Raw genomic sequence first — 19,943 nt, forward strand, 5'->3', positions numbered from 1 at the left:
CTCTCATGCCTGTGGCTTGCGCAACACACCATAGACCACCTGATAGGTGGCCGGCAGCCCCTGGGGCTGGCGGAACGCTTCATACGCCTGCAAAAGCCCCTGCATCCGGGCCCGCCCGGTCAGGCCCGCAGGGCGCCCCGGGTTCAGGTTGTGGGCACCGAGGGCCTTGAGTTCATGGGTCAGGCTGCGCACGTCCGGGTAGTGCAGCACATGGGCCAGGCGTTGCAGGCCGAGCGTTTCGAAGCCACTGGCGGCACACAGGCCCTGGTAGTCCTCGAAACGGCGGAAGCGGTTTACATGCACCATGCCGTCAACGGCCTGCCAACTGGCACGCAGTTCATCCAGGGTGCCCACGCACAGGCTGCTGAAGGCCAGCACCCCGCCTGGGCGAAGCACTCGCAGCGCTTGCTCAAGCACGCTGGCGAACTGGCTGCACCACTGCACGGCCAGGCTGCTGAACACCAGGTCGACACTGCCATCGCGCAGCGGCAGCCGTTCGGCATCGCCCGCCACATGGTAGCGGGCGCCGCCCTGCTCGTTGCGGGCATGGCGCAGCATGCCCTCGGCGATGTCCACCGCCACGCCGCTGGCCGGGGCGAAACGCTCGGCCAGCACCCGGCTGAAATGCCCGGTGCCGCTGCCAAGGTCGAGCCAGCGCGATGGCGCCAGGCCCTCCGGCAACTGCTCCAGCAGGCTTATGCCCACCGCCCGCTGCAGGGCCGCCACGCTGTCGTAGCTGGCTGCGGCGCGGGAAAACGAAGCGGCCACCTGGCGCTTGTCTGGCAAGGCGCCGGGCAGGGTTGGACGGGAAAGGTCAGTCATCGCCACTCTCATGCAGGAAACTCTTGATGCCCGCCGCCAGCTCTTGTGGGTATTCCAGCAAGAAGGCGTGGGAACTGTCTTCGACCAGGCCAACCTCGACGTCCGGCAGCAACTCGCTCAGCGCCTTGGCCGCCTCGGCCGGCACCAGCGCGTCGCTGCCGGCGAACAGGTGCAGTTGCGGGCCAGCATAGGCCTGCAGCGCTTCACGGGTATCGAGCTGGGCCAGCACCTCCAGGCCGTTTGCCAGGTACAGCGGGTCGGTGTCCGGCACGCCAACGCCCAGCTGGCGCAACAGCGTGCGCGGCTGCAGGGCGCCGTCGCTGCACAAGCTGCGAAAGCGCTTGAGGGTGACCGAGGTGTGGCTGCGGCAACCGTCGAGGAAGGTGCCAAAGGTGTCGTCGGCCATGCCATGCGGCCAGTCGGCGCGCGCCACGAAACTGGGGTTGCTGCCCAAGGTCAGCAAGCCGCAACAGTGGTCGCCGCGCTTGCGCGCCAGCTCACTGGCCAGCATGCCGCCCAACGACCAACCACCCAGCCAGGTGTCGGTGGGCAGCTTGCGGTCCAGGTAGTCGACCCAGGCCTGCACATCGGTGTCGGCCAGTTCCGGCAGGGGCATCAGCTCAACGTGCAGGCGCGCATCCTGAGCGCGCAGGCTGGCGGCCAGCGGCTCCAGGGCGGCGGTGCCCAGGCCCCAGCCGGGCAGAAGGATCATTCGGTTACGCATCGGCGGCCTCCAGCTGTGGATAACACTCGGCCAATGCATTCAACAATAGCTGCACCTGCGCCGCGCTGTGGGCGGCGCTCAGGGTTACCCGCAGGCGTGCACTGCCCGCTGGCACGGTGGGCGGACGAATGGCGGTTACCAGCAGGCCGCGCTCGCGCAACAGGCGGGACAGTTTCAAGGCCTGGGCACTGTCGCCGATCACGATCGGCTGGATCGGCGTGGGGCTGTCCATCAGCTGCAGGCCGATCTGCGCAGCGCCCTCGCGGAACTGGCGAATCAGCGCGGCCAGGTGCTCACGGCGCCAGGTTTCCCGGCGCAGCAACTCCAGGCTCTTGAGCGTGGCGCAGGCCAAGGCCGGGGGCTGGCTGGTGGTGTAGATGTAAGGCCGGGCGAACTGTACCAGCGCCTCGATCAATTCCTCGCTGCCAGCCACGAAGGCACCGGCCGTGCCGCACGCCTTGCCCAAGGTGCCGATCAGCACCGGCACATCGTCCACGCCCAGGCCGAAGTGCTCGACGATACCGCCACCCTGGGCGCCCAAAGTGCCCAGGCCATGGGCGTCATCGACCATCAGCCAGGCGCCGCGGGCGCGGCTGGCAGCGGCCAGCGCCGGCAAATCGGCAAGGTCGCCGTCCATGCTGAACACACCATCGGTGACCACCAGGGTGTTGCCGGTGGCTTTCTCCAGGCGGCTGGCCAGGCTTGCCGGGCCGTTGTGCAGGTAACGGCTGAAGCGGGCGCCACTGAGCAACCCGCCATCGAGCAGCGAGGCATGGTTCAGGCGGTCTTGCAGAACGGTATCGCCCTGCCCCAGCAACGCGGTGATGGCCCCAAGGTTGGCCATGTAGCCGGTGGAAAACAGCAGCGCGCGCGGGCGGCCGGTGAGTTCGGCCAGCGCCTCCTCCACCTGGTGGTGCGGGGTGCTGTGGCCAAGCACCAGGTGCGAGGCGCCACCGCCGACACCCCAGCGCTCGGCACCGGCCTGCCAGGCGGCAATCACGTCGGGGTGGTTGGCAAGGCCCAGGTAGTCATTGCTGCAGAAGGCCAGCAGGTGCTGGCCATCGACCACCACTTGCGGCCCTTGCGGGCTTTCCAGCATTGGCCGCTGCCGATACAGGTCTGCGGCGCGCCGTTCGGCCAGGCGCGCCGCGAGGTCGAAGGCCATCAGGCCGTCGCGGCGTCGTAGAACAGCTCGCTGCTGCGTTGTTCCACCAGGGCCTGCTCGATGGCCGCCTGGTGCACTTCATCGGCGTGCTCTTCACGGGCTTCGGGCTTGATGCCGAGGCGGGCGAACAGCTGCATGTCCTTGTCGGCCTGCGGGTTGGCGGTGGTCAGCAGCTTCTCGCCATAGAAGATCGAGTTGGCGCCGGCCATGAAGGCCAGGGCTTGCATCTGTTCGTTCATCTGCTCACGGCCGGCGGACAGGCGCACGTGCGACTTGGGCATCAGGATGCGGGCAACCGCCAGCATGCGGATGAAATCGAACGGGTCGACATCTTCTTCATCGGCCAGGGGCGTACCGGCCACTTTCACCAGCATGTTGATCGGCACCGACTCCGGGTGCTCGGGCAGGTTGGCCAGCTGGATCAGCAGGCCTGCGCGGTCGTCCAGCGACTCGCCCATGCCCAGGATGCCGCCAGAGCAGATCTTCATCCCGGCGTCGCGCACGTAGGCCAGGGTTTGCAGGCGCTCGCTGTAGGTGCGGGTGGTGATGATGCTGCCGTAGAACTCAGGCGAGGTGTCGAGGTTGTGGTTGTAGTAGTCAAGGCCGGCCTGGGCCAGGGCCACGGTCTGCTCCTGGTCGAGCTTGCCGAGGGTCATGCAGGTTTCCAGGCCCATGGCCTTGACCCCTTTGACCATCTCCAGCACGTAGGGCATGTCCTTGGCCGACGGGTGCTTCCAGGCCGCGCCCATGCAGAAGCGCGTGGAGCCGATGGCCTTGGCCCGGGCGGCTTCCTCCAGCACCTTCTGCACTTCCATCAGCTTTTGCTTTTCCAGCCCGGTGTTGTAGTGGCCGGACTGTGGGCAGTACTTGCAATCTTCCGGGCAGGCGCCGGTCTTGATCGACAGCAACGTCGACACCTGGACGCGGTTCGGGTCGAAATGCGCGCGGTGCACGGATTGCGCCTGGAACAGCAAGTCGTTGAACGGTTGCTGGAACAGTGCCTTGACCTCAGGCAGGGACCAGTCGTGACGTGTTGTTGCAGTTGTGCTGGCGCTCATCGGCGTTTCCTTGTTTAGGCTGTAGCTGGCGCCGAGGCACAAGTGCCTGCCAGCGCATCACGGATAGCTCGCATAGTCATGGAAGGCCTATGAACTGTCAACCTTGGTTAAAAGCTCTGGTTTACAAGTGTACGAATATTAACCACACCTGTTTACTCTGCGACGAACTCGCCGAACAGCCCCACCCTATCTGCGCCGCCTGCGAACAGGCGCTGCCGTGGCTGGACGAATATTGCCTGCGCTGCGCCCTGCCGCTGCCCATGGCCGGCCTGACCTGCGCCCATTGCAGCCGCCGCCCGCCGGCCTTCGAGCAGGTCGTGGCGCCCTGGCACTACGGCTTCCCGCTGGACACCCTGGTCAGCCGCTTCAAGCACAACCGCCAATGGCCCCTGGGCCGCCTGCTGGCGCAAATGCTCAGCCTGAACTTGCGCCACCGTTATGCCCAGGGCCTTGCCCGCCCCACCTTGCTGCTGCCGGTGCCATTGGCCAGGCGCAGGTTGCGTGAACGCGGCTTCAACCAGGCCGGCATGCTCGCCCACTGGTTGGCCAAGGAGCTGGGCATCGCCTGCCAGGAAAGTGTGTTGCTGCGCACCCGGGACACCCCGGCCCAGCAAACGCTCGATGCCAGGGCCCGCAGGCGCAACCTGCGCCAGGCCTTTAGCGTGGCCGACCAGGGCGCCTGCGAGGGCCGTCATGTGGCCGTGGTGGATGACGTGGTAACCACTGGCGCCACCGCCCAGGCCATCGCCCAGGTGCTGCGCCAAGCGGGCGCAAGCCGGGTGGATGTGTATTGCCTGGCACGCACGGCAAAACCGGGGCAAGCTTGACAGGTCCCCTACCCCTAGGCGCCCACATGTCCCTGCCCACCGTCCTTACCCAACACATTGCCCGCCGCCCACAGCGCATCGCCTTGCTGCAGCACATTGCCGAACAAGGCTCGATCACCCGCGCGGCCAAGGCCGCCGGCATCAGCTACAAGGCCGCCTGGGATGCCATCGACGAACTCAACAACCTGGCCAGCCAGCCCTTGGTCGAGCGCAGCACCGGGGGCCGGGGCGGCGGCGGTGCCCGGCTGTCGGCGGAGGGCGAGCGGGTGCTGCGCCTGTACCAGAAGGTGCAGGCCCTGCAGGCACAGATTCTGGAAGCGGCTGAAGAGTCCAGCGACCTCGACCTGCTGGGCCGCCTGATGCTGCGCACCAGCGCCCGCAACCAGTTGCAGGGGCAGGTCAGCGGGCTACGCCGCGAAGGCCGGCATGACCGGGTAAGCCTGGCCCTGGGCGGCGGGCTGGAGATCGAGGCGCTGATTACCCACGACAGCACGGCGCGCCTGGAGCTGACCCTGGGTACCACGGTAATGGCGCTGCTCAAGGCTGGCTGGGTACGGTTGCTGGGTGATGATGAACAGGCCGAGGCTGGCAGCAATGTGCTGAACGCGACGGTCGAGCAGGTGCTGCCCGATACCCAGGGCGACAGCGAGGTGCGGCTGGCGCTGGGCAATGGGCAAACATTGTGTGCGTTTGCCGATGCCGAGTGGTTGGCTGGGCAGTCGGTAGGTGAAGGGCGCAGAGTGCGGGTGCAGTTTCATCCGTCCTATGTGTTGCTCGGGGTGCCGGTTTAGCCAGTGTCGGCCCTTTCGCTGATGTAGGAGCGGGCTTGCCCCGCGAAAGGGCCGGCACAGGCAACCCCCAGGCCAGACCATGGAATGGGTTACCATGCCGACATGCCGCCCACCCCCGGAGCCCCCATGTCCCACCCCTTCGACACCCTCACCCCCGACCTGGTCCTGGACGCCGTGGAAAGCCTCGGCTTTCTCAGCGACGCGCGGGTCCTGGCGCTGAACAGCTACGAAAACCGTGTCTACCAGGTCGGCATCGAAGGCGCGCAACCCCTGATCGCCAAGTTCTACCGCCCAGGCCGCTGGAGCACCGAGGCGATCCTCGAAGAACACCAGTTCACCGCCGAACTCGCCGATTGCGAAGTCCCGGTGGTGGCCCCGCTGCAGCATGAAGGCCAGAGCCTGTTCGAACACCAGGGCTTTCGCTTCACCCTGTTCCCCCGCCGCGGTGGCCACGCGCCAGAGCCCGGCAACCTCGACCAGCTCTACCGCCTGGGCCAACTGCTCGGCCGCCTGCACGCCGTCGGCGCCGCACGCCCGTTCGCCCACCGCGAGGCGCTGGCTGTGGACAACTTCGGCCATGCCTCGCTCAACACCCTGCTCGAAGGCAACTTCGTGCCCAAGGAGTTGCTGCCTGCCTACGAATCCGTGGCCCGCGACCTGCTCAAGCGGGTCGAGGACGCCTACGCCCGCACCCCGCACCAGGTGATCCGCCTGCACGGCGACTTGCACCCCGGCAACCTCATGCACCGCGACGAGGTGTACCACGTGGTCGACCTCGACGACTGCCGCATGGGCCCGGCCGTGCAGGACCTGTGGATGATGCTGGCCGGCAGCCGCGAGGAGCGTCTGGGCCAACTGGCCGAGCTGATCGACGGCTACAACGAGTTCCACGACTTCGACCCGCGCGAGCTGGCCCTGATCGAACCCCTGCGCGCCCTGCGCCAGCTGCACTACAGCGCCTGGCTGGCACGGCGCTGGGATGACCCGGCGTTCCCGCCGAGCTTCCCGTGGTTTGGCCAGCCACGCTACTGGGGGGACCAGGTGCTCGCCCTGCGCGAGCAAATGGCCGCACTGGATGAAGCGCCGCTGAAATTGTTCTAGATGCAGGCGCGCCTCTGTCTACAATAGGCGTCGCTTTGTTCAGCAAGGACTCTCCATGCAAGCTGCAAACCCGCGCCGCGGGTACCTCCTGGGCCTTGGTGCCTACATCATCTGGGGCCTGTTCCCGATTTACTTCAAAGCCATCCAGAGCGTTCCGGCGGTGGAGATCATCGTCCACCGGGTGCTCTGGTCGGCCCTGTTCGGCTCGTTGCTGTTGCTGGTGTGGAAGCACCCCGGCTGGTGGCGCGAACTGCGTGAAAACCCCAAGCGCCTGGCCATCCTGGCCCTGAGCGGTACCTTGATTGCCGGCAACTGGCTGACCTATGTCTGGGCAGTGAACAACGGCCGCATGCTCGAAGCCAGCCTGGGCTACTACATCAACCCGCTGGTCAACGTGCTGTTGGGCATGCTGCTGCTCGGCGAGCGCCTGCGCCGCCTGCAATGGCTGGCCGTGATGATGGCGGCGGTGGGCGTGGCGCAGCAGGTGTGGCAAGTGGGCAGCCTGCCCTGGGTGTCGCTGGTGCTGGCACTGACCTTTGGCTTCTATGGCCTGATTCGCAAGAAGGCACCGGTGGCCGCCTTGCCCGGCCTGGTGGTGGAAACCTGGATGCTGGTGCCACTGGCAGCCGGCTGGCTGCTGCTGCACCCGACGGCGATGAGCGCCCAGGCTGATTTCTACACCAGCAGCGAAGCGCTGTGGTTGATGGCAGCGGGCCCGGTCACCCTGGTGCCGCTGGTGTGCTTCAACGCTGCGGCGCGCCACCTGCCCTACACCACCCTGGGCTTCCTGCAGTACCTGGCGCCTACCCTGGTGCTGCTGCAGGCGGTGCTGCTGTTCGATGAGCACATGTCGCCGAGCAGCCTGATGGCGTTCGTGTTCATCTGGGCGGGGCTGGCGGTTTACAGCGTCGATGCCTGGCTGAATTTGCGCAAGCGCGCTTGATCGATAAATGATCAAAGATCTACAGGCCACGAGGGTTGTGGCCTGTAGCATTGTCTCCAAAGGTTATCCACAGGGCCTTCCCCGGTAAAACGGGATAACCCTGGGGCCGCTTCGCGCCCCATTCGCGGCACAAGGCCGCTCCTACAGAAGTTCGCATTCTCTTGTAGGAGCGGCCTTGTGCCGCGAATGGGGCGCGAAGCGGCCCCGGCATTCCCAGCTCAATCCTCCGCCCGCAGCGTCAACTCCACCATCAAATCATCCGCCAGGCTCTCCAGCTTCTGCTGCAGGTCATCCAGCGACAGCGTCAACGGCAGCGCCAGCAAGGCATCGGCATAGAACAGCGGCTCGCTGCTCATCGGCGCCGGGCGCACGCCGGTGGTGAAGCGCTCCAGGTTCACCCCCTGCTCTGCCAGCAGCCGGGTGATGTCGCGCACGATGCCCGGCCGGTCATTGCCCACCAGCTCCATGGCAATTGGCTTCCAGGTACAGGACGGCTCGATCCCGCTCTGGGCGATCAGCACCCGTATGTCATGCTTGCCCAGTGCCTGCAGCGACTTCACCAGTTCGTCGTAGTTTTCCGCAGGCACCGCCACCCGCAGAATCCCGGCGAACTGCCCGGCCATGCGCGACATGCGGCTCTCCAACCAGTTACCGTTGTGGTCGGCGATGCACTGGGCAATGCGCTCCACCTGGCCGGCCTTGTCCGGGGCGATCACGGTCAGTACAAGATGATCCACAGGGCCTTTCCTCTGCGTCGGGCCGCCCGGGGCGGCGAAAATACGGGGGATCGGTTCAGTATAGGCAAGGCGCGGCAACCTGCCGCAGGGCAACCCGCACAAACAATCGTGTACTGTTTCAAGATTTATCTGGAACAATCCACTGGTTTTTTGCGAACATACGCACTCCCAGCGTGACCATACGCGACCAGCCGGTCGCATAACGGCGCTTTTAGTCTGATGTTGCCTCGCCTACTGCATCATGTAGTATCCCGTGGCGCGGACTACAAAACGTCGTTTGGATGTCTGCCAAGGCGCCTGTGAAAATACGCACACTGTCTGCCAGATTGCCTGGCAGGCTGCACCCAGCCGCCCTCGGGTCTAGTCCGTTGGCATGCACTGGTACGTGTTTAGAGAAGCGCTACAGGCTTAATACAGAAGAGCGAAATAGCTGAGCAGAGGTGAGGCAAGCAATGACTGGATACGTTCAAGTCGGTGGCCTTCAGGTCGCCAAGGCCCTGTACGACTTCGTCAACAACGAAGCCATTCCTGGAACCGGCATCGAAGCCGAGAAGTTCTGGGCCGGGGCGGCAGAGATCATTAACGACCTCGCTCCCAAGAACAAAGCCCTGCTCGCCAAGCGCGACGAGCTGCAAGCCAAGATCGACGCCTGGCACCAGGCGCGCAAAGGCCAGGCCCACGACGCCGCCGCCTACAAGACATTCCTTCAGGAAATCGGCTACCTGCTGCCACAAGCCGACGATTTCCAGGCCACCACCCAGAACGTGGACGAAGAAATCGCCCACATGGCCGGCCCGCAGCTGGTGGTGCCGGTGATGAACGCCCGCTTCGCCCTGAACGCCGCCAACGCCCGTTGGGGCTCGCTGTACGACGCGCTCTATGGCACCGATGCCATCAGCGATGAAGGCGGCGCCGAAAAAGGCCAGGGCTACAACAAGGTGCGTGGCGACAAAGTCATCGCCTTTGCCCGCGCCTTCCTCGACGAAGCCGCGCCACTGGCTGCCGGCTCCCACGTCGACTCCACCGGCTACCGCATCGAAGCCGGCAAGCTGGTGGTCACCCTCAAGGGTGGCAGCAACAGCGGCCTGCGTGACGATGCCCAGCTGATCGGCTTCCATGGCGATGCCAAGGCGCCGACCGCCGTGCTGCTCAAGCACAACGGCCTGCACTTCGAAATCCAGGTCGACGCCAGCACCCCAGTGGGCAGCACCGACGCCGCTGGCGTGAAAGACATCCTGATGGAATCGGCGCTGACCACCATCATGGACTGCGAAGACTCGGTGGCCGCCGTCGACGCCGACGACAAGGTAATCGTCTACCGCAACTGGCTGGGCCTGATGAAAGGCGACCTGGCCGAAAGCGTGAGCAAAGGCGGCAAGACCTTCACCCGCACCATGAACCCGGACCGCGAGTACGCCGCCCCCAACGGTGGCAGCGTTACCCTGCACGGCCGTTCGCTGCTGTTCGTGCGCAACGTTGGCCACCTGATGACCAACCCGGCGATCCTCGATGGCCAGGGCAATGAAATTCCCGAAGGCATCCAGGACGGCCTGTTCACCAACCTGATCGCCCTGCACAACCTCAACGGCAACACCACCCGCAAGAACACCCGTAGCGGCAGCGTGTACATCGTCAAGCCGAAGATGCACGGCCCTGAAGAAGTGGCATTCGCCGCCGAAATCTTCAGCCGCATCGAAGACCTGCTGGGCATGCCGCGCAACACCGTCAAGGTGGGCATCATGGACGAGGAGCGCCGCACCACGGTGAACCTGAAGTCGTGCATCAAGGCTGCTGCCGAGCGCGTGGTGTTCATCAACACCGGCTTCCTCGACCGCACCGGTGACGAAATCCACACCTCGATGGAAGCCGGCGCCGTGGTGCGCAAGGGCGCCATGAAGAACGAGAAATGGATCGGCGCCTACGAGAACAACAACGTCGACGTGGGCCTGGCCACCGGCCTGCAAGGCCGCGCGCAGATCGGCAAGGGCATGTGGGCCATGCCGGACCTGATGGCCGCCATGCTTGAGCAGAAAATCGCCCACCCACTGGCCGGTGCCAACACCGCCTGGGTGCCGTCGCCAACTGCCGCCACCCTGCACGCCCTGCACTACCACAAGGTCGATGTGCAGGCCCGCCAGCGCGAGCTGGCATCGCGCACCCCGGCATCGGTCGATGACATCCTGACCATCCCGCTGGCGGCCAACACCAACTGGTCGGCTGAAGAGATCCGCAACGAGCTGGACAACAACGCCCAGGGCATCCTCGGCTACGTGGTGCGCTGGATCGACCAGGGCGTGGGTTGCTCGAAAGTGCCAGACATCAACGATGTCGGCCTGATGGAAGACCGCGCCACCCTGCGCATCTCCGCCCAGCTGCTGGCCAACTGGCTGCGCCACGGCGTGGTCAGCCAGGAGCAGGTGCTGGAAAGCCTCAATCGCATGGCCGCGGTGGTGGACAAGCAGAACGCCGGCGATGCCCTGTACCGCCCGATGGCGCCGAACTTCGACGACAACGTCGCGTTCCAGGCGGCCATCGAGCTGGTGATCGAAGGCGCCAAGCAACCGAACGGCTACACCGAGCCGGTGCTGCACCGCCGTCGTCGCGAGTTCAAGGCGCGTAACGGGCTGTAATCGCACGGGGCCGCTTTGCGTCCCAATCGCGAGCTGTGCTCGCTCCTACCCGTAGGAGCGAGCACAGCTCGCGATTGCCATTACTCGATCTTCAATTCCTTCTTCACCAGCTCCAGCAGTTTCCCCAAATCCACTGGCTTGAGCAGAAAATCCACCACCCCCAGGTGCATCACGTCCACCGCCTCCTTCACATCGGTGTCGCCCGACACCACGATGATCGACAACGCCGCCCGCTCCGTCTCACGAATCCGCCGGATCAGTTCCAGGCCATCGCTGGGCTGCATGCGCAGGTCGGTAATCATCAAGGCGATACGCGGTTCGTAATGCAACTTGAGCATCGCCTCCTGCGCCCCATCCGCCGTCATGCATTCGATGCCCCGGCTTTTCAGGTACAGCTTCAGCGCCTCGCTGTTGACCGGATTGTCATCGACAACCAGCACCACCGGGCTCGGCGCCACGGGTGCACTCACCACGGCCAAGGCTTCACGTTCTGCGTCACTCAGGATTTGGTCATGCTCAGCCATGGTCATCTCGTCAAAAATATCTCGCTCATCGGGTAGGACCGCAAAAGCCGTGTAACCCTGTTCGCCTTTCGTCGGGTCTTTGACAGCGCCGCTCCTAGACTTACGTCCAATGGGCACCATGGCGCCGCCAGCCGACCATGGGGACCGAGAACAACAAGGCCGCACCTATATATAGATATATATAGTTCGGCGTAGCGATACGGTCAGTGTCATGAGCAAAAAGGACGCCTACAGCCAGGCGGGCAGAACGGCAGTGCTGCAGAACATCCAGGGCACCTTGCAGCTCCTGCAACGCTTTGCGCCGTTCAACCAGATGGAACACAGCCACCTGGCCTACCTTGTGGAGCAATGCCAGCTGCGCTTCTATGCCAGCGGCGAAAGCATCATCAAGCCCGCCGACGGGCCGGTTGAACACTTCTACATCGTCAAGCAGGGCCGGGTGGTGGGCGAGCGCCAGCACCTGGTCAAGCCCGGCGTGGAAACCACCTTCGAAATCACCAGTGGCGAGTGCTTCCCGCTGGCGGCGCTACTGGGCGAACGCGCCACGCGCACCGAGCACCTGGCCGGCGAAGACACCTTCTGCCTGCAACTGAACAAGGCGGCGTTCATCCGCGTGTTCTCCCTGTCGGAAGTGTTCCGCGACTTTGCCCTGCGCGGCGTCAGCAGCCTGCTCGACCAGGTCAACCAGCAGGTGCGCCAGCGCGCCGTGGAAACCCTGGGCAGCCAGTATTCGCTGAACACCCCGCTGGGCGAGTTGGCCATGCGCCACCCGGTGGTCTGCGCGGCGGATACCCCCCTGCGCGAGGCCGTGCGGCTGATGCACGAGCAGCAGGTGGGCAGCATTGTCGTAGTCGACCCGCAGCGCTACCCGGTGGGCATCTTCACCCTGCGCGACCTGCGCCAGGTGGTGGCCAGCGCCGACACCGACCTGGGCGCGCCCACCGAGCGCCACATGACCCTGCAGCCGTTCTACCTCAGCCCCCAGGCCAGCGCGTTCGACGCCGCCATGGCCATGACCGAGCGGCATATCGCCCATGTGTGCCTGGTGGAAAACCGCCGCCTGTGCGGCGTGGTGTCCGAGCGCGACCTGTTTTCCCTGCAGCGGGTCGACCTGGTGCACCTGGCACGCACCATCCGCCATGCACCGCGCCTGGAGTCGCTGGTGCAACTGCGCGGCGAGATCGGCCAGCTGGTCGAGCGCATGCTCGCCCACGGCGCGTCGTCCACACAGATCACCCAGATCATCACCCTGCTCAACGACCACACCGTGTGCCGGGTGATCGAGCTGGCCATCGCCGAGCGCGGCGACCCTGGCGTGCCGTTCAGCTGGTTGTGCTTCGGCAGCGAAGGGCGCCGCGAGCAGACCCTGCACACCGACCAGGACAACGGCATCCTGTTCGAGGCCAGCAGCAGCGCCGAGGCCGAAGCCATTCGCGCGCGCCTGCTGCCCCTGGCCCAGGCCATCAACCAGGGCCTTGCCCAGTGTGGCTTCACCCTGTGCAAGGGCAACGTCATGGCCAGCAACCCCGAGCTGTGCCTGTCGCGCAGCGAGTGGTCGCGGCGCTTTGCCGGGTTCGTGCGTGAAGCCAGCCCGGAAAACCTGCTGGCGTCGAGCATCTACTTCGACCTGCGGGTGGTCTGGGGTGACGAGCGCGGCGGCGAGCAACTGCGCGCGCAACTGCTGGAGCAGGTGGCCGACAACCGGATTTTCCAGCGCATGCTGGCCGACAACGCCCTGCGCCAGAAGCCACCGGTGGGCCGCCTGCGCGAGTTCGTGCTGACACGCCAGGGCAACGACAAGGCCGCCACCCTGGACCTCAAGGTGCAGGGCCTGACGCCCTTCGTCGATGGCGCCCGGCTGCTCGCCCTGGCCCATGGCATTGGCGCCTGCAACACCCAGGAGCGCCTGCGCCAGCTGGTCGCCAAGGGGGTGATCGAGGCCCTGGATGGCGCCGCCTACGAAGAGGCCTACCACTTCATCCAGCAAACCCGCATGCAGCAACACCAGCGCCAGAGCCGCGACAACCTGCCGTACTCCAACCGCCTCGACCCCGACAGCCTCAACCACCTGGACCGGCGCATCCTGCGCGAGTCCCTGCGCCAGGCCCAGCGCCTGCAAAGCAGCCTGGCCCTGCGGTACCAGCTATGAGCCTGTTCGCCTGGCTGCGCCCTGCGGCCCCCGAGCTGGACGCTGGCCAGCGCCAGCGCCTGGCACGCCTGCCCAAGGCCAGGCCGCTGGGGGTGTGTTCGCTGCGCGAGCAGCGCTGGGTGGTACTCGACCTGGAAACCAGCGGCCTGAACCCCAACCGCGACCAAGTGCTGTCGGTCGGCGCGGTGGCCATCGAGGACGGTGCCATCGACTTTGCCCAGCAGTTCGAGCGCACCCTGTGCCGGCCGGCGCAGAAAACCAACGCCAGCGTGCTGATCCACGGCCTGGGGCCAAGCGCCCTGGCGGCTGGTTGCGACCCGGCCGAGGCACTGCTGGACCTGCTGGAGTTCATCGGTGACAGCCCGGTGCTGGCCTTCCATGCACCGTTCGACCAGCGCATGCTGGCCCGTGCCCTGAAGGAAAGCCTGGGCCAGCGCCTGCAACTGGCGTTTCTCGACGTCGCCGAACTGGCGCCGATGCTCAACCCCGACACCGTGCTGCGCGAGGCCGGGCTGGATGACTGGGTGGCGCGCTTTGGCCTGCAGGTGCAGGAGCGTCACCACGCCAGTGCCGACGCCCAGGTGACGGCGGAACTGGCGTTGATCCTGTTCAGCCAGGCCCGCCGCCAGCAGCTCGACAGCCCGTTGCAGCTGGAACAACGGCTGGGTGGATGGCGACGGCGCAAGGTGCACAATCACGGGCTTTAGATCGGCGTGGGGCTCTTCGCGGGGCAAGCCCGCTCCTACAGGGACCGCACAAACCTTTGGATTGATGGGACCGCTGTAGGAGCGGGCTTGCCCCGCGAAAGGGCCATCAGCCTTTTCCATGATGGCAATCCGATAAGCGTCCATTGCACCCACCCCCTCGGCTCTGCAACAATCGCGAATAATTATCGTTAGTTAATGCATTCGTTCCGGGGGGACGCTGCATGCCTTCTGCCAACAGCCCACATGCCGATCTGGTCGGTTCGCTCTACCGCGACCACCGCAGCTGGTTGCTCGCCTGGCTGCAGCGCAGCATGGCCTGCCGCCAACGCGCCGAAGACCTGAGCCAGGACACCTTCGTGCGCCTGCTCGGCCGCGAGCAGCTCGACACCCCGCGTGAACCCCGCGCCTTCCTAGCCGCGGTAGCCAAAGGCCTGATGTTCGACCACTTCCGTCGCTCGGCGCTGGAACAGGCCTACCTGGCGGAACTGGCCGTGCTGCCGGAAGCCGAACACCCCTCACCGGAGCTTCAGCACCTGATCCTCGAAGACCTCAAGGCCATCGACCGCCTGCTCGGCAAGCTGTCGAGCAAAGCCCGCGCCGCCTTCCTGCACAACCGCCTGGACGGCCTGGGCCACGCCGAAATCGCCGAGCGCCTGGGCGTCTCGGTTTCCCGCGTGCGCCAGTACATCGCCCAGGGCATGCGCCAGTGCTACGTGGCGCTGTACGGGGAGCCGACGTGAACAACGCGCCCGTCTCGGCCCAGGTGCTGGAAGCTGCCATTGCCTGGAAGATGAGCCTCGATGAAAGCAGCGGCACACCGGGTGAACGCAGCGCCTTCATGCGCTGGCATGCCGCCAGCGAAGAACACGCCCGCGCCTGGCGCCAGCTCGGTGCACTCGACCAGCGCGTCAGCGCCGCCGCAGGGCCGGCACGCCAGGCCTTGCTGCAATCGCGCGTCAGCTTGCGCCGGCGCATCGGCAAGGCCGGCAGCGGGCTGGCCGGCATGTTCGTGCTCGGCGCGCTGCTGGCCTGGGTCGGCGCCCCGTCGCTGGCGCCCAGCTATTGGCTGGCCGACCAGCGTACCGCCACCGGCGAGCTGCGCACCCTGCGCCTGGAAGACGGCACCCTGCTCAGCCTCAATACCCACACCGCCGTAGACATCGACTACAACGGCGACCAGCGCGTGCTGGTGCTGCACCAGGGCGAGATTTCCGTGGAAACCGGCCACAACGACCCACGCCCGCTGCTGGTGCGCACCGACGACGGCCGCCTGCGCCCGCTGGGCACGCGCTTCCTGGTGCGCCGCGAACAGGCCGGCACGCGCCTGGAGGTGTTGCAGTCGTCGGTAGCCGCCATGGCGCACAACAGTGGCGACGAACAGGTGCTGCACGAAGGCCAGCAAGTGCTGATGACCGCCGATGGCCTGGGCCGGGTAAGCCCGGTGCAGGCCGGCGCCGATGCCTGGACCCGCGGCATGCTGGTGGTCGACAACGTGCGCCTGGCTGACCTGCTGGCGCAGTTGGGGCAGTACCGCAGCGGCCACCTGGGCGTCGCCAAGGAAGTTGCCGACCTGCGTGTAACCGGCAGCTTCCCGCTGACCGACACCGACCTGGCGCTGGCCTCGCTGGTGCCGGCGCTGCCGGTGAAGGTCGAGCAGCGTACGCCTTGGTGGGTGACTGTCGTTTCCAAGTAAACCTGTACCGGCCTCTTCGCGGGGCAAGCCCGCTCTTGTAGGAGCGGGCTTGCCCCGCGAAAGGGCCGGCACATGAAAATCCCAACCTCAAATAATTCTCACTTTTTTTCCGATTCCCCCTGTCACTTTCCAATTCTCGTGCGGCAAGGAAGCAGTTAGCACTTATCCCTTGAGGAGCCGCTGAATGTCCCGTGCCGTTGATCGTATCCTGCGTCCCAGCCTGATGGCCCTGGCCGTCGCCCTGGCCGCACCACTTGCCAGCCCTGCCCTGTTCGCCGCCGAGCAGTCCGCACCGCGCGCCTACAACCTGCCCGCCGCGCCGCTGGCCACCACCCTCAACCAGATCGCCAGCCAGTCGGGCATCGCCCTGGCCATCGACCCGGCGCTGGTCAGTGGCCGTACGTCGGCCCCGGTCAACGGCCAGTACACCGGCCTCGGCGCGCTGCAGGCCGCCTTGCTCGGCACCGGCTTGCAGCTGCAGCAGAGCAGCGTTGGCAGCTACAGCCTGGTAGCCGTGCCCGAGGGCGCCCTGGCCCTGCCGGAAACCACGGTGAATGCCGCCAGCGTTGGCGAAAGCGCCTGGGGCCCGGTGGATGGCTACCTGGCCAAGCGCACCGCCGTCGGCACCAAGACCGACACCGCCCTGGTGGAGGTGCCACGCTCGATCTCCGTGGCCACCCGCCAGCAGATGAGCGACCGTGGCGTGCACAGCCTGGACGACGCGGTGAAATACATGCCGGGTATCGTTTCAGCCAGCTTCGGCAGCGACACCCGCTACGACTGGATGCGCGTGCGTGGCTTCGAGCCCACCCAGTTCCTCGACGGCCTGCCCCTGCCGCGCGGCGTGTACGCCAACCCGAAAGCCGAAACCTGGAACCTCGACCGCCTCGCCCTGCTGCGCGGCCCGGCCTCGTCGATCTACGGCCAAACCCCGCCCGGCGGCCTGCTGGACATGGTCAGCCGCCGCCCGCAAGCCGAAGCCTCCCATGAAATCGAGGTGCAGTACGGCAGCGACAACCACCGCCAGATCAACTTCGCCAGCACCGGCAAGATCGACGACCAGGGCCAGTTCCTGTACAGCGTCAGCGGCGTGATCCGCGACGGCGGCACGCAAATCGACCATATCGACGACAAGCGCTACAACATCGCCCCGAGCCTGACCTGGAACATCGACGAGGACACCTCGCTGACCTTGCTCACCCAGTTCACCCGTGACGATACCGGCGTCACCAGCCAGTTCCGGCCGATCCAAGGCACCAAGATCGACATGCCGTTTGGCAAGATCTCGCACCACAAGAACCTGGGCGACCCGAACTACGAATACTACGACCGCACCTACTACGCCCTGGGCTATGCCTTCGAGCACCGCTTCAACGACGTTTGGCAGTTCCACCAGAACCTGCGCTATACCAAGTCGGACCTGTCGTTCCAGACGATTACCGTCAATAGCTACTTCCCCCAGTACGGCATGGTGGTGGATAACGACGGTAACGTCGGTCGCAGCACCACCAATGTCGATGAGGACATTAGTCAATTCGCCGTCGACAACAACTTCCAGGGTGACTTTAAAACCGGCGACATCAGCCATACCCTGCTGATCGGCCTGGACCATCAGCGGACCAACAACAATTTCCTGACCATTTACGGCACTGCACCAAGCATCAACGTCAACAATCCCGTTTACGGTTTGCCAATCACCCGTCCAGACCGTTCTGGCGCCTACTACGACTACGACCAGAAAACCCGTCAGACTGGTGTCTACATCCAAGACCAAATGGCACTCGGCAACTGGCGCCTGACCTTAGGTGGCCGCGAAGATTGGGTACATACAGACACCAAATTCTTCAACAAGGGCAATGCCACCAACACTCAGCGCGACAGTAACTTCAGCGGTAACGCAGCAATCAGTTACGTCTTCGATTCTGGCTTCGTGCCGTATCTGTCTTATGCCGAGTCTTTCCAGCCGGCAAGCAAGGCGGACGTTGACCCAACCAGCTCGTTCAAGCCAACCGAAGGCAAACAATGGGAGCTGGGTATCAAGTACCAGCCGCCAGGCTCCAACACTCTGCTGTCTGCGGCCGTGTACGACCTGACTCAGAAAAACGTACTGGTCACCAACAATGACGGCAACACCAGCGTGACAAGCCAGAACGGCGAAGTGAAGGTACGCGGCCTTGAACTGGAAGCCGTTTCCGACGTCACCGAAAACCTCAAGTTGACCGCCGCCTACACCCTGGCCAAATCGGAAGTACAGGACGGCCAGTACAAAGGCAACCGCCTGCAACTGATGCCTAACCAGCAAGCCTCGCTGTGGGCCGACTACACCTGGCACAGCGGCATCCTCGATGGCTTCGGCATCGGCGGTGGCGCGCGCTACACCGGCAACACCTACGGCGACCAGGCCAACACCTACCTGGGCAAGGCCAACGCCTACACCGTGTTCGATGCCTCCGTGCACTACGACCTGGGCCGCCTGAGCACCAGCCTCAAGGGCGCGTCGGTGGCAGTCAACGCCACCAACCTGTTCAACAAGGACTACATCTCCACCTGTGACTCGTACTACTGCTACTACGGCGACGAGCGCAGCGTCGTGGCCAGTGCTTCTTATAAGTTCTGAGTGAGCCGGGGCCGCCTTGCGGCCCAATCGCGACCTTTGGTCGCTCCTACCGGGGAAAACACATCGCCCCCCTGTAGGAGCGACCAAAGGTCGCGATTGGGCTGCAAAGCAGCCCCCCGCTCCAACAGACAAAAACGGTACCGTGATGAAAAGCCCAACCATCCGCCGCTGGTCCGTGATCCACACCTGGAGCAGCCTGGTCTGCACCCTGTTCCTGCTGTTGCTGGCACTCACCGGCCTGCCCCTGATCTTCCACCACGAACTCGAACACCTGCTCGGCGACGCCGCCGAGTTGCGCGAAATGCCCGCCAACACCCCCCACCTGGACTTGCAGCAACTGGTCATCAAGGCCGAGCAGCACCGCCCCGGCGAAGTGATGCAATACTTTGGCTTCGACGAAGACGAACCCAACGGCGTCGTGGCAATCACCGCCGCCACCGCCGGCACCGAACCCAATTCGTCGCACACCTTCATGCTCGACGCCCGCACCGGCGAAGCCGTGGCCATGCCCGCTGCCAACGGCGGCTTCATGATGCTCATGCTGCGCCTGCACGTGGACCTGTTCGCAGGCCTGCCCGGCAAGCTGCTGCTGGCCTTCATGGGCGTGCTGTTCATCGTCGCGATCGTCTCCGGCACCGTGCTCTATGCGCCCTTCATGCGCCGCCTGGAATTTGCCACCGTGCGCCATGACAAGTCCCGGCGCCTGCGCTGGCTCGACCTGCACAACCTGATCGGCATCGTCACCCTGGCCTGGGCGCTGACCGTCGGCGTCACCGGAGTAATCAGCGCCCTGTCCGACCTGGTGATCGCCGCCTGGCGCAACGACAGCCTGGCGGCCATGGTCGCCCCCTACCAAAACGCCCCGCCGCTGGCCGAGCGCGCCCCCGCCAGCGGCCTGCTGGCCATCGCCGAACGGGCCGCGCCCGGCATGCGCGCGGACTTCATCGCCTTCCCCGGCACACGCTTTTCCAGCGAGCACCACTACGCGGTGTTCATGAAAGGCGCCACGCACCTGACCTCGCACCTGCTCACCCCCGTGCTGATCGATGCCCGCACCCTGGCAGTCACCGCCGTGGGCGAGCGGCCCTGGTACATGGACGCCATGGGCCTGTCGCAACCGCTGCATTTCGGTGACTACGGCGGCCGCCCGATGCAGGTACTGTGGGCCGTGCTCGACGTGCTGACCATCATCGTCCTGGGCAGTGGCCTGTACCTCTGGCTGGGCAAGCACCGCCGCCCCCGGGAGGCCAGGGCATGAGCCACCGCTCGCAATCCACCGCCAAGGTGTTCGCCTGGCCCGCCGCCATTGCCTTGCTCGGGGCGCTGGGGCTGTTCGCCGCGCTACTGGGTGACGGCGCCTGGGACATGCTCGCCTGGCTTGGGCTTGGCCTTCCGGCGTGGTTCAGCCTGCGCGGCCTGTGCAAATGAGGTAGCCGGTTACCCCCCGGCCAGCAC

18 protein-coding genes are annotated in these 19,943 nt (G+C 65.5%); 12 read left to right on the plus strand and 6 right to left on the minus strand.

Annotated features, from left to right (window positions below):
* Positions 1 to 3: 3 nt before the first annotated feature.
* From bioC to bioB, 4 genes are read right to left on the minus strand one after another with little or no spacing between them, the layout of a single operon-like run.
* Positions 4 to 822, minus strand: coding sequence for a malonyl-ACP O-methyltransferase BioC (gene bioC, locus F3J44_RS07460; RefSeq protein ID WP_167271478.1), 819 nt, complete (start codon positions 820 to 822; stop codon positions 4 to 6).
* Positions 815 to 1,546, minus strand: coding sequence for an alpha/beta fold hydrolase (locus tag F3J44_RS07465; protein WP_167066424.1), 732 nt, complete (start codon positions 1,544 to 1,546; stop codon positions 815 to 817). Before F3J44_RS07465 ends, bioC begins: the two co-directional genes overlap by 8 nt.
* Positions 1,539 to 2,711 (minus strand): 8-amino-7-oxononanoate synthase, encoded by a 1,173-nt coding sequence (gene bioF, locus F3J44_RS07470; RefSeq protein ID WP_167271480.1) that lies wholly within the window; start codon positions 2,709 to 2,711, stop codon positions 1,539 to 1,541. Before bioF ends, F3J44_RS07465 begins: the two co-directional genes overlap by 8 nt.
* Positions 2,711 to 3,769, minus strand: a complete 1,059-nt coding sequence (gene bioB / locus F3J44_RS07475; protein WP_167271482.1) for a biotin synthase BioB — start codon at positions 3,767 to 3,769, stop codon at positions 2,711 to 2,713. The genes bioF and bioB overlap by 1 nt, the downstream gene beginning before the upstream one ends.
* Positions 3,770 to 3,858: 89 nt before the next feature.
* On the opposite strand from bioB, the gene F3J44_RS07480 reads away from it, so the two are divergent.
* The 4 genes from F3J44_RS07480 (at position 3,859) to rarD (ending at position 7,431) form a co-directional block, all read left to right on the plus strand.
* The gene (locus F3J44_RS07480; protein WP_167271484.1) at positions 3,859 to 4,596 is read left to right on the plus strand and encodes a ComF family protein; all 738 of its coding nucleotides are present in this window, start codon (positions 3,859 to 3,861) and stop codon (positions 4,594 to 4,596) included.
* Positions 4,597 to 4,622: 26 nt separating this feature from the next.
* On the plus strand, positions 4,623 to 5,387 hold the full coding sequence (locus tag F3J44_RS07485; RefSeq protein ID WP_167271486.1) for a TOBE domain-containing protein: 765 nt from the start codon (positions 4,623 to 4,625) through the stop codon (positions 5,385 to 5,387).
* A 126-nt stretch (positions 5,388 to 5,513) separates the two neighbouring features.
* Positions 5,514 to 6,488 (plus strand): serine/threonine protein kinase, encoded by a 975-nt coding sequence (locus F3J44_RS07490; protein ID WP_167066409.1) that lies wholly within the window; start codon positions 5,514 to 5,516, stop codon positions 6,486 to 6,488.
* Positions 6,489 to 6,543: 55 nt separating this feature from the next.
* Positions 6,544 to 7,431, plus strand: a complete 888-nt coding sequence (gene rarD / locus F3J44_RS07495) for an EamA family transporter RarD (RefSeq protein ID WP_167066406.1) — start codon at positions 6,544 to 6,546, stop codon at positions 7,429 to 7,431.
* A gap of 218 nt (positions 7,432 to 7,649) precedes the next feature.
* Here rarD and F3J44_RS07500 read toward each other — a convergent pair whose 3' ends face one another.
* Entirely contained in the window at positions 7,650 to 8,168 is a 519-nt protein-coding gene (locus tag F3J44_RS07500; RefSeq protein ID WP_167066403.1) for an ACT domain-containing protein, read from the minus strand.
* Positions 8,169 to 8,620: 452 nt separating this feature from the next.
* On the opposite strand from F3J44_RS07500, the gene F3J44_RS07505 reads away from it, so the two are divergent.
* On the plus strand, positions 8,621 to 10,798 hold the full coding sequence (locus tag F3J44_RS07505) for a malate synthase G (RefSeq protein WP_167271488.1): 2,178 nt from the start codon (positions 8,621 to 8,623) through the stop codon (positions 10,796 to 10,798).
* 80 nt (positions 10,799 to 10,878) lie between these two features.
* Here the strand turns inward: F3J44_RS07505 and F3J44_RS07510 are convergent, their stop codons facing one another.
* Positions 10,879 to 11,322 (minus strand): response regulator, encoded by a 444-nt coding sequence (locus tag F3J44_RS07510; RefSeq protein WP_205299753.1) that lies wholly within the window; start codon positions 11,320 to 11,322, stop codon positions 10,879 to 10,881.
* Between the two features lie 211 nt (positions 11,323 to 11,533).
* Here F3J44_RS07510 and F3J44_RS07515 point away from each other — a divergent pair, with 211 nt between their 5' ends.
* The 7 genes from F3J44_RS07515 to F3J44_RS07545 all read left to right on the plus strand — a co-directional run bounded on the left by F3J44_RS07515 (position 11,534) and on the right by F3J44_RS07545 (position 19,916).
* Entirely contained in the window at positions 11,534 to 13,471 is a 1,938-nt protein-coding gene (locus F3J44_RS07515; protein WP_167271492.1) for a DUF294 nucleotidyltransferase-like domain-containing protein, read from the plus strand.
* Positions 13,468 to 14,178, plus strand: coding sequence for a PolC-type DNA polymerase III (locus tag F3J44_RS07520; RefSeq protein WP_167066378.1), 711 nt, complete (start codon positions 13,468 to 13,470; stop codon positions 14,176 to 14,178). Before F3J44_RS07515 ends, F3J44_RS07520 begins: the two co-directional genes overlap by 4 nt.
* Positions 14,179 to 14,399: 221 nt before the next feature.
* A complete protein-coding gene (locus F3J44_RS07525; RefSeq protein ID WP_167066375.1) occupies positions 14,400 to 14,918 on the plus strand; it encodes an RNA polymerase sigma factor in 519 nt (172 codons plus the stop codon).
* Positions 14,915 to 15,871 (plus strand): FecR family protein, encoded by a 957-nt coding sequence (locus F3J44_RS07530; RefSeq protein ID WP_167066372.1) that lies wholly within the window; start codon positions 14,915 to 14,917, stop codon positions 15,869 to 15,871. The genes F3J44_RS07525 and F3J44_RS07530 overlap by 4 nt, the downstream gene beginning before the upstream one ends.
* A 184-nt stretch (positions 15,872 to 16,055) precedes the next feature.
* Complete coding sequence (locus tag F3J44_RS07535) at positions 16,056 to 18,488, plus strand: TonB-dependent siderophore receptor (protein WP_167271494.1); 2,433 nt, start codon at positions 16,056 to 16,058, stop codon at positions 18,486 to 18,488.
* Between the two features lie 145 nt (positions 18,489 to 18,633).
* Positions 18,634 to 19,746, plus strand: a complete 1,113-nt coding sequence (locus tag F3J44_RS07540) for a PepSY domain-containing protein (protein WP_167271497.1) — start codon at positions 18,634 to 18,636, stop codon at positions 19,744 to 19,746.
* Positions 19,743 to 19,916 (plus strand): hypothetical protein, encoded by a 174-nt coding sequence (locus F3J44_RS07545; protein ID WP_167066363.1) that lies wholly within the window; start codon positions 19,743 to 19,745, stop codon positions 19,914 to 19,916. The genes F3J44_RS07540 and F3J44_RS07545 overlap by 4 nt, the downstream gene beginning before the upstream one ends.
* Positions 19,917 to 19,943 lie beyond the last annotated feature (27 nt).

It is taken from the genome of Pantoea sp. Tr-811 (assembly GCF_011752535.1).
Classification (GTDB): domain Bacteria; phylum Pseudomonadota; class Gammaproteobacteria; order Pseudomonadales; family Pseudomonadaceae; genus Aquipseudomonas.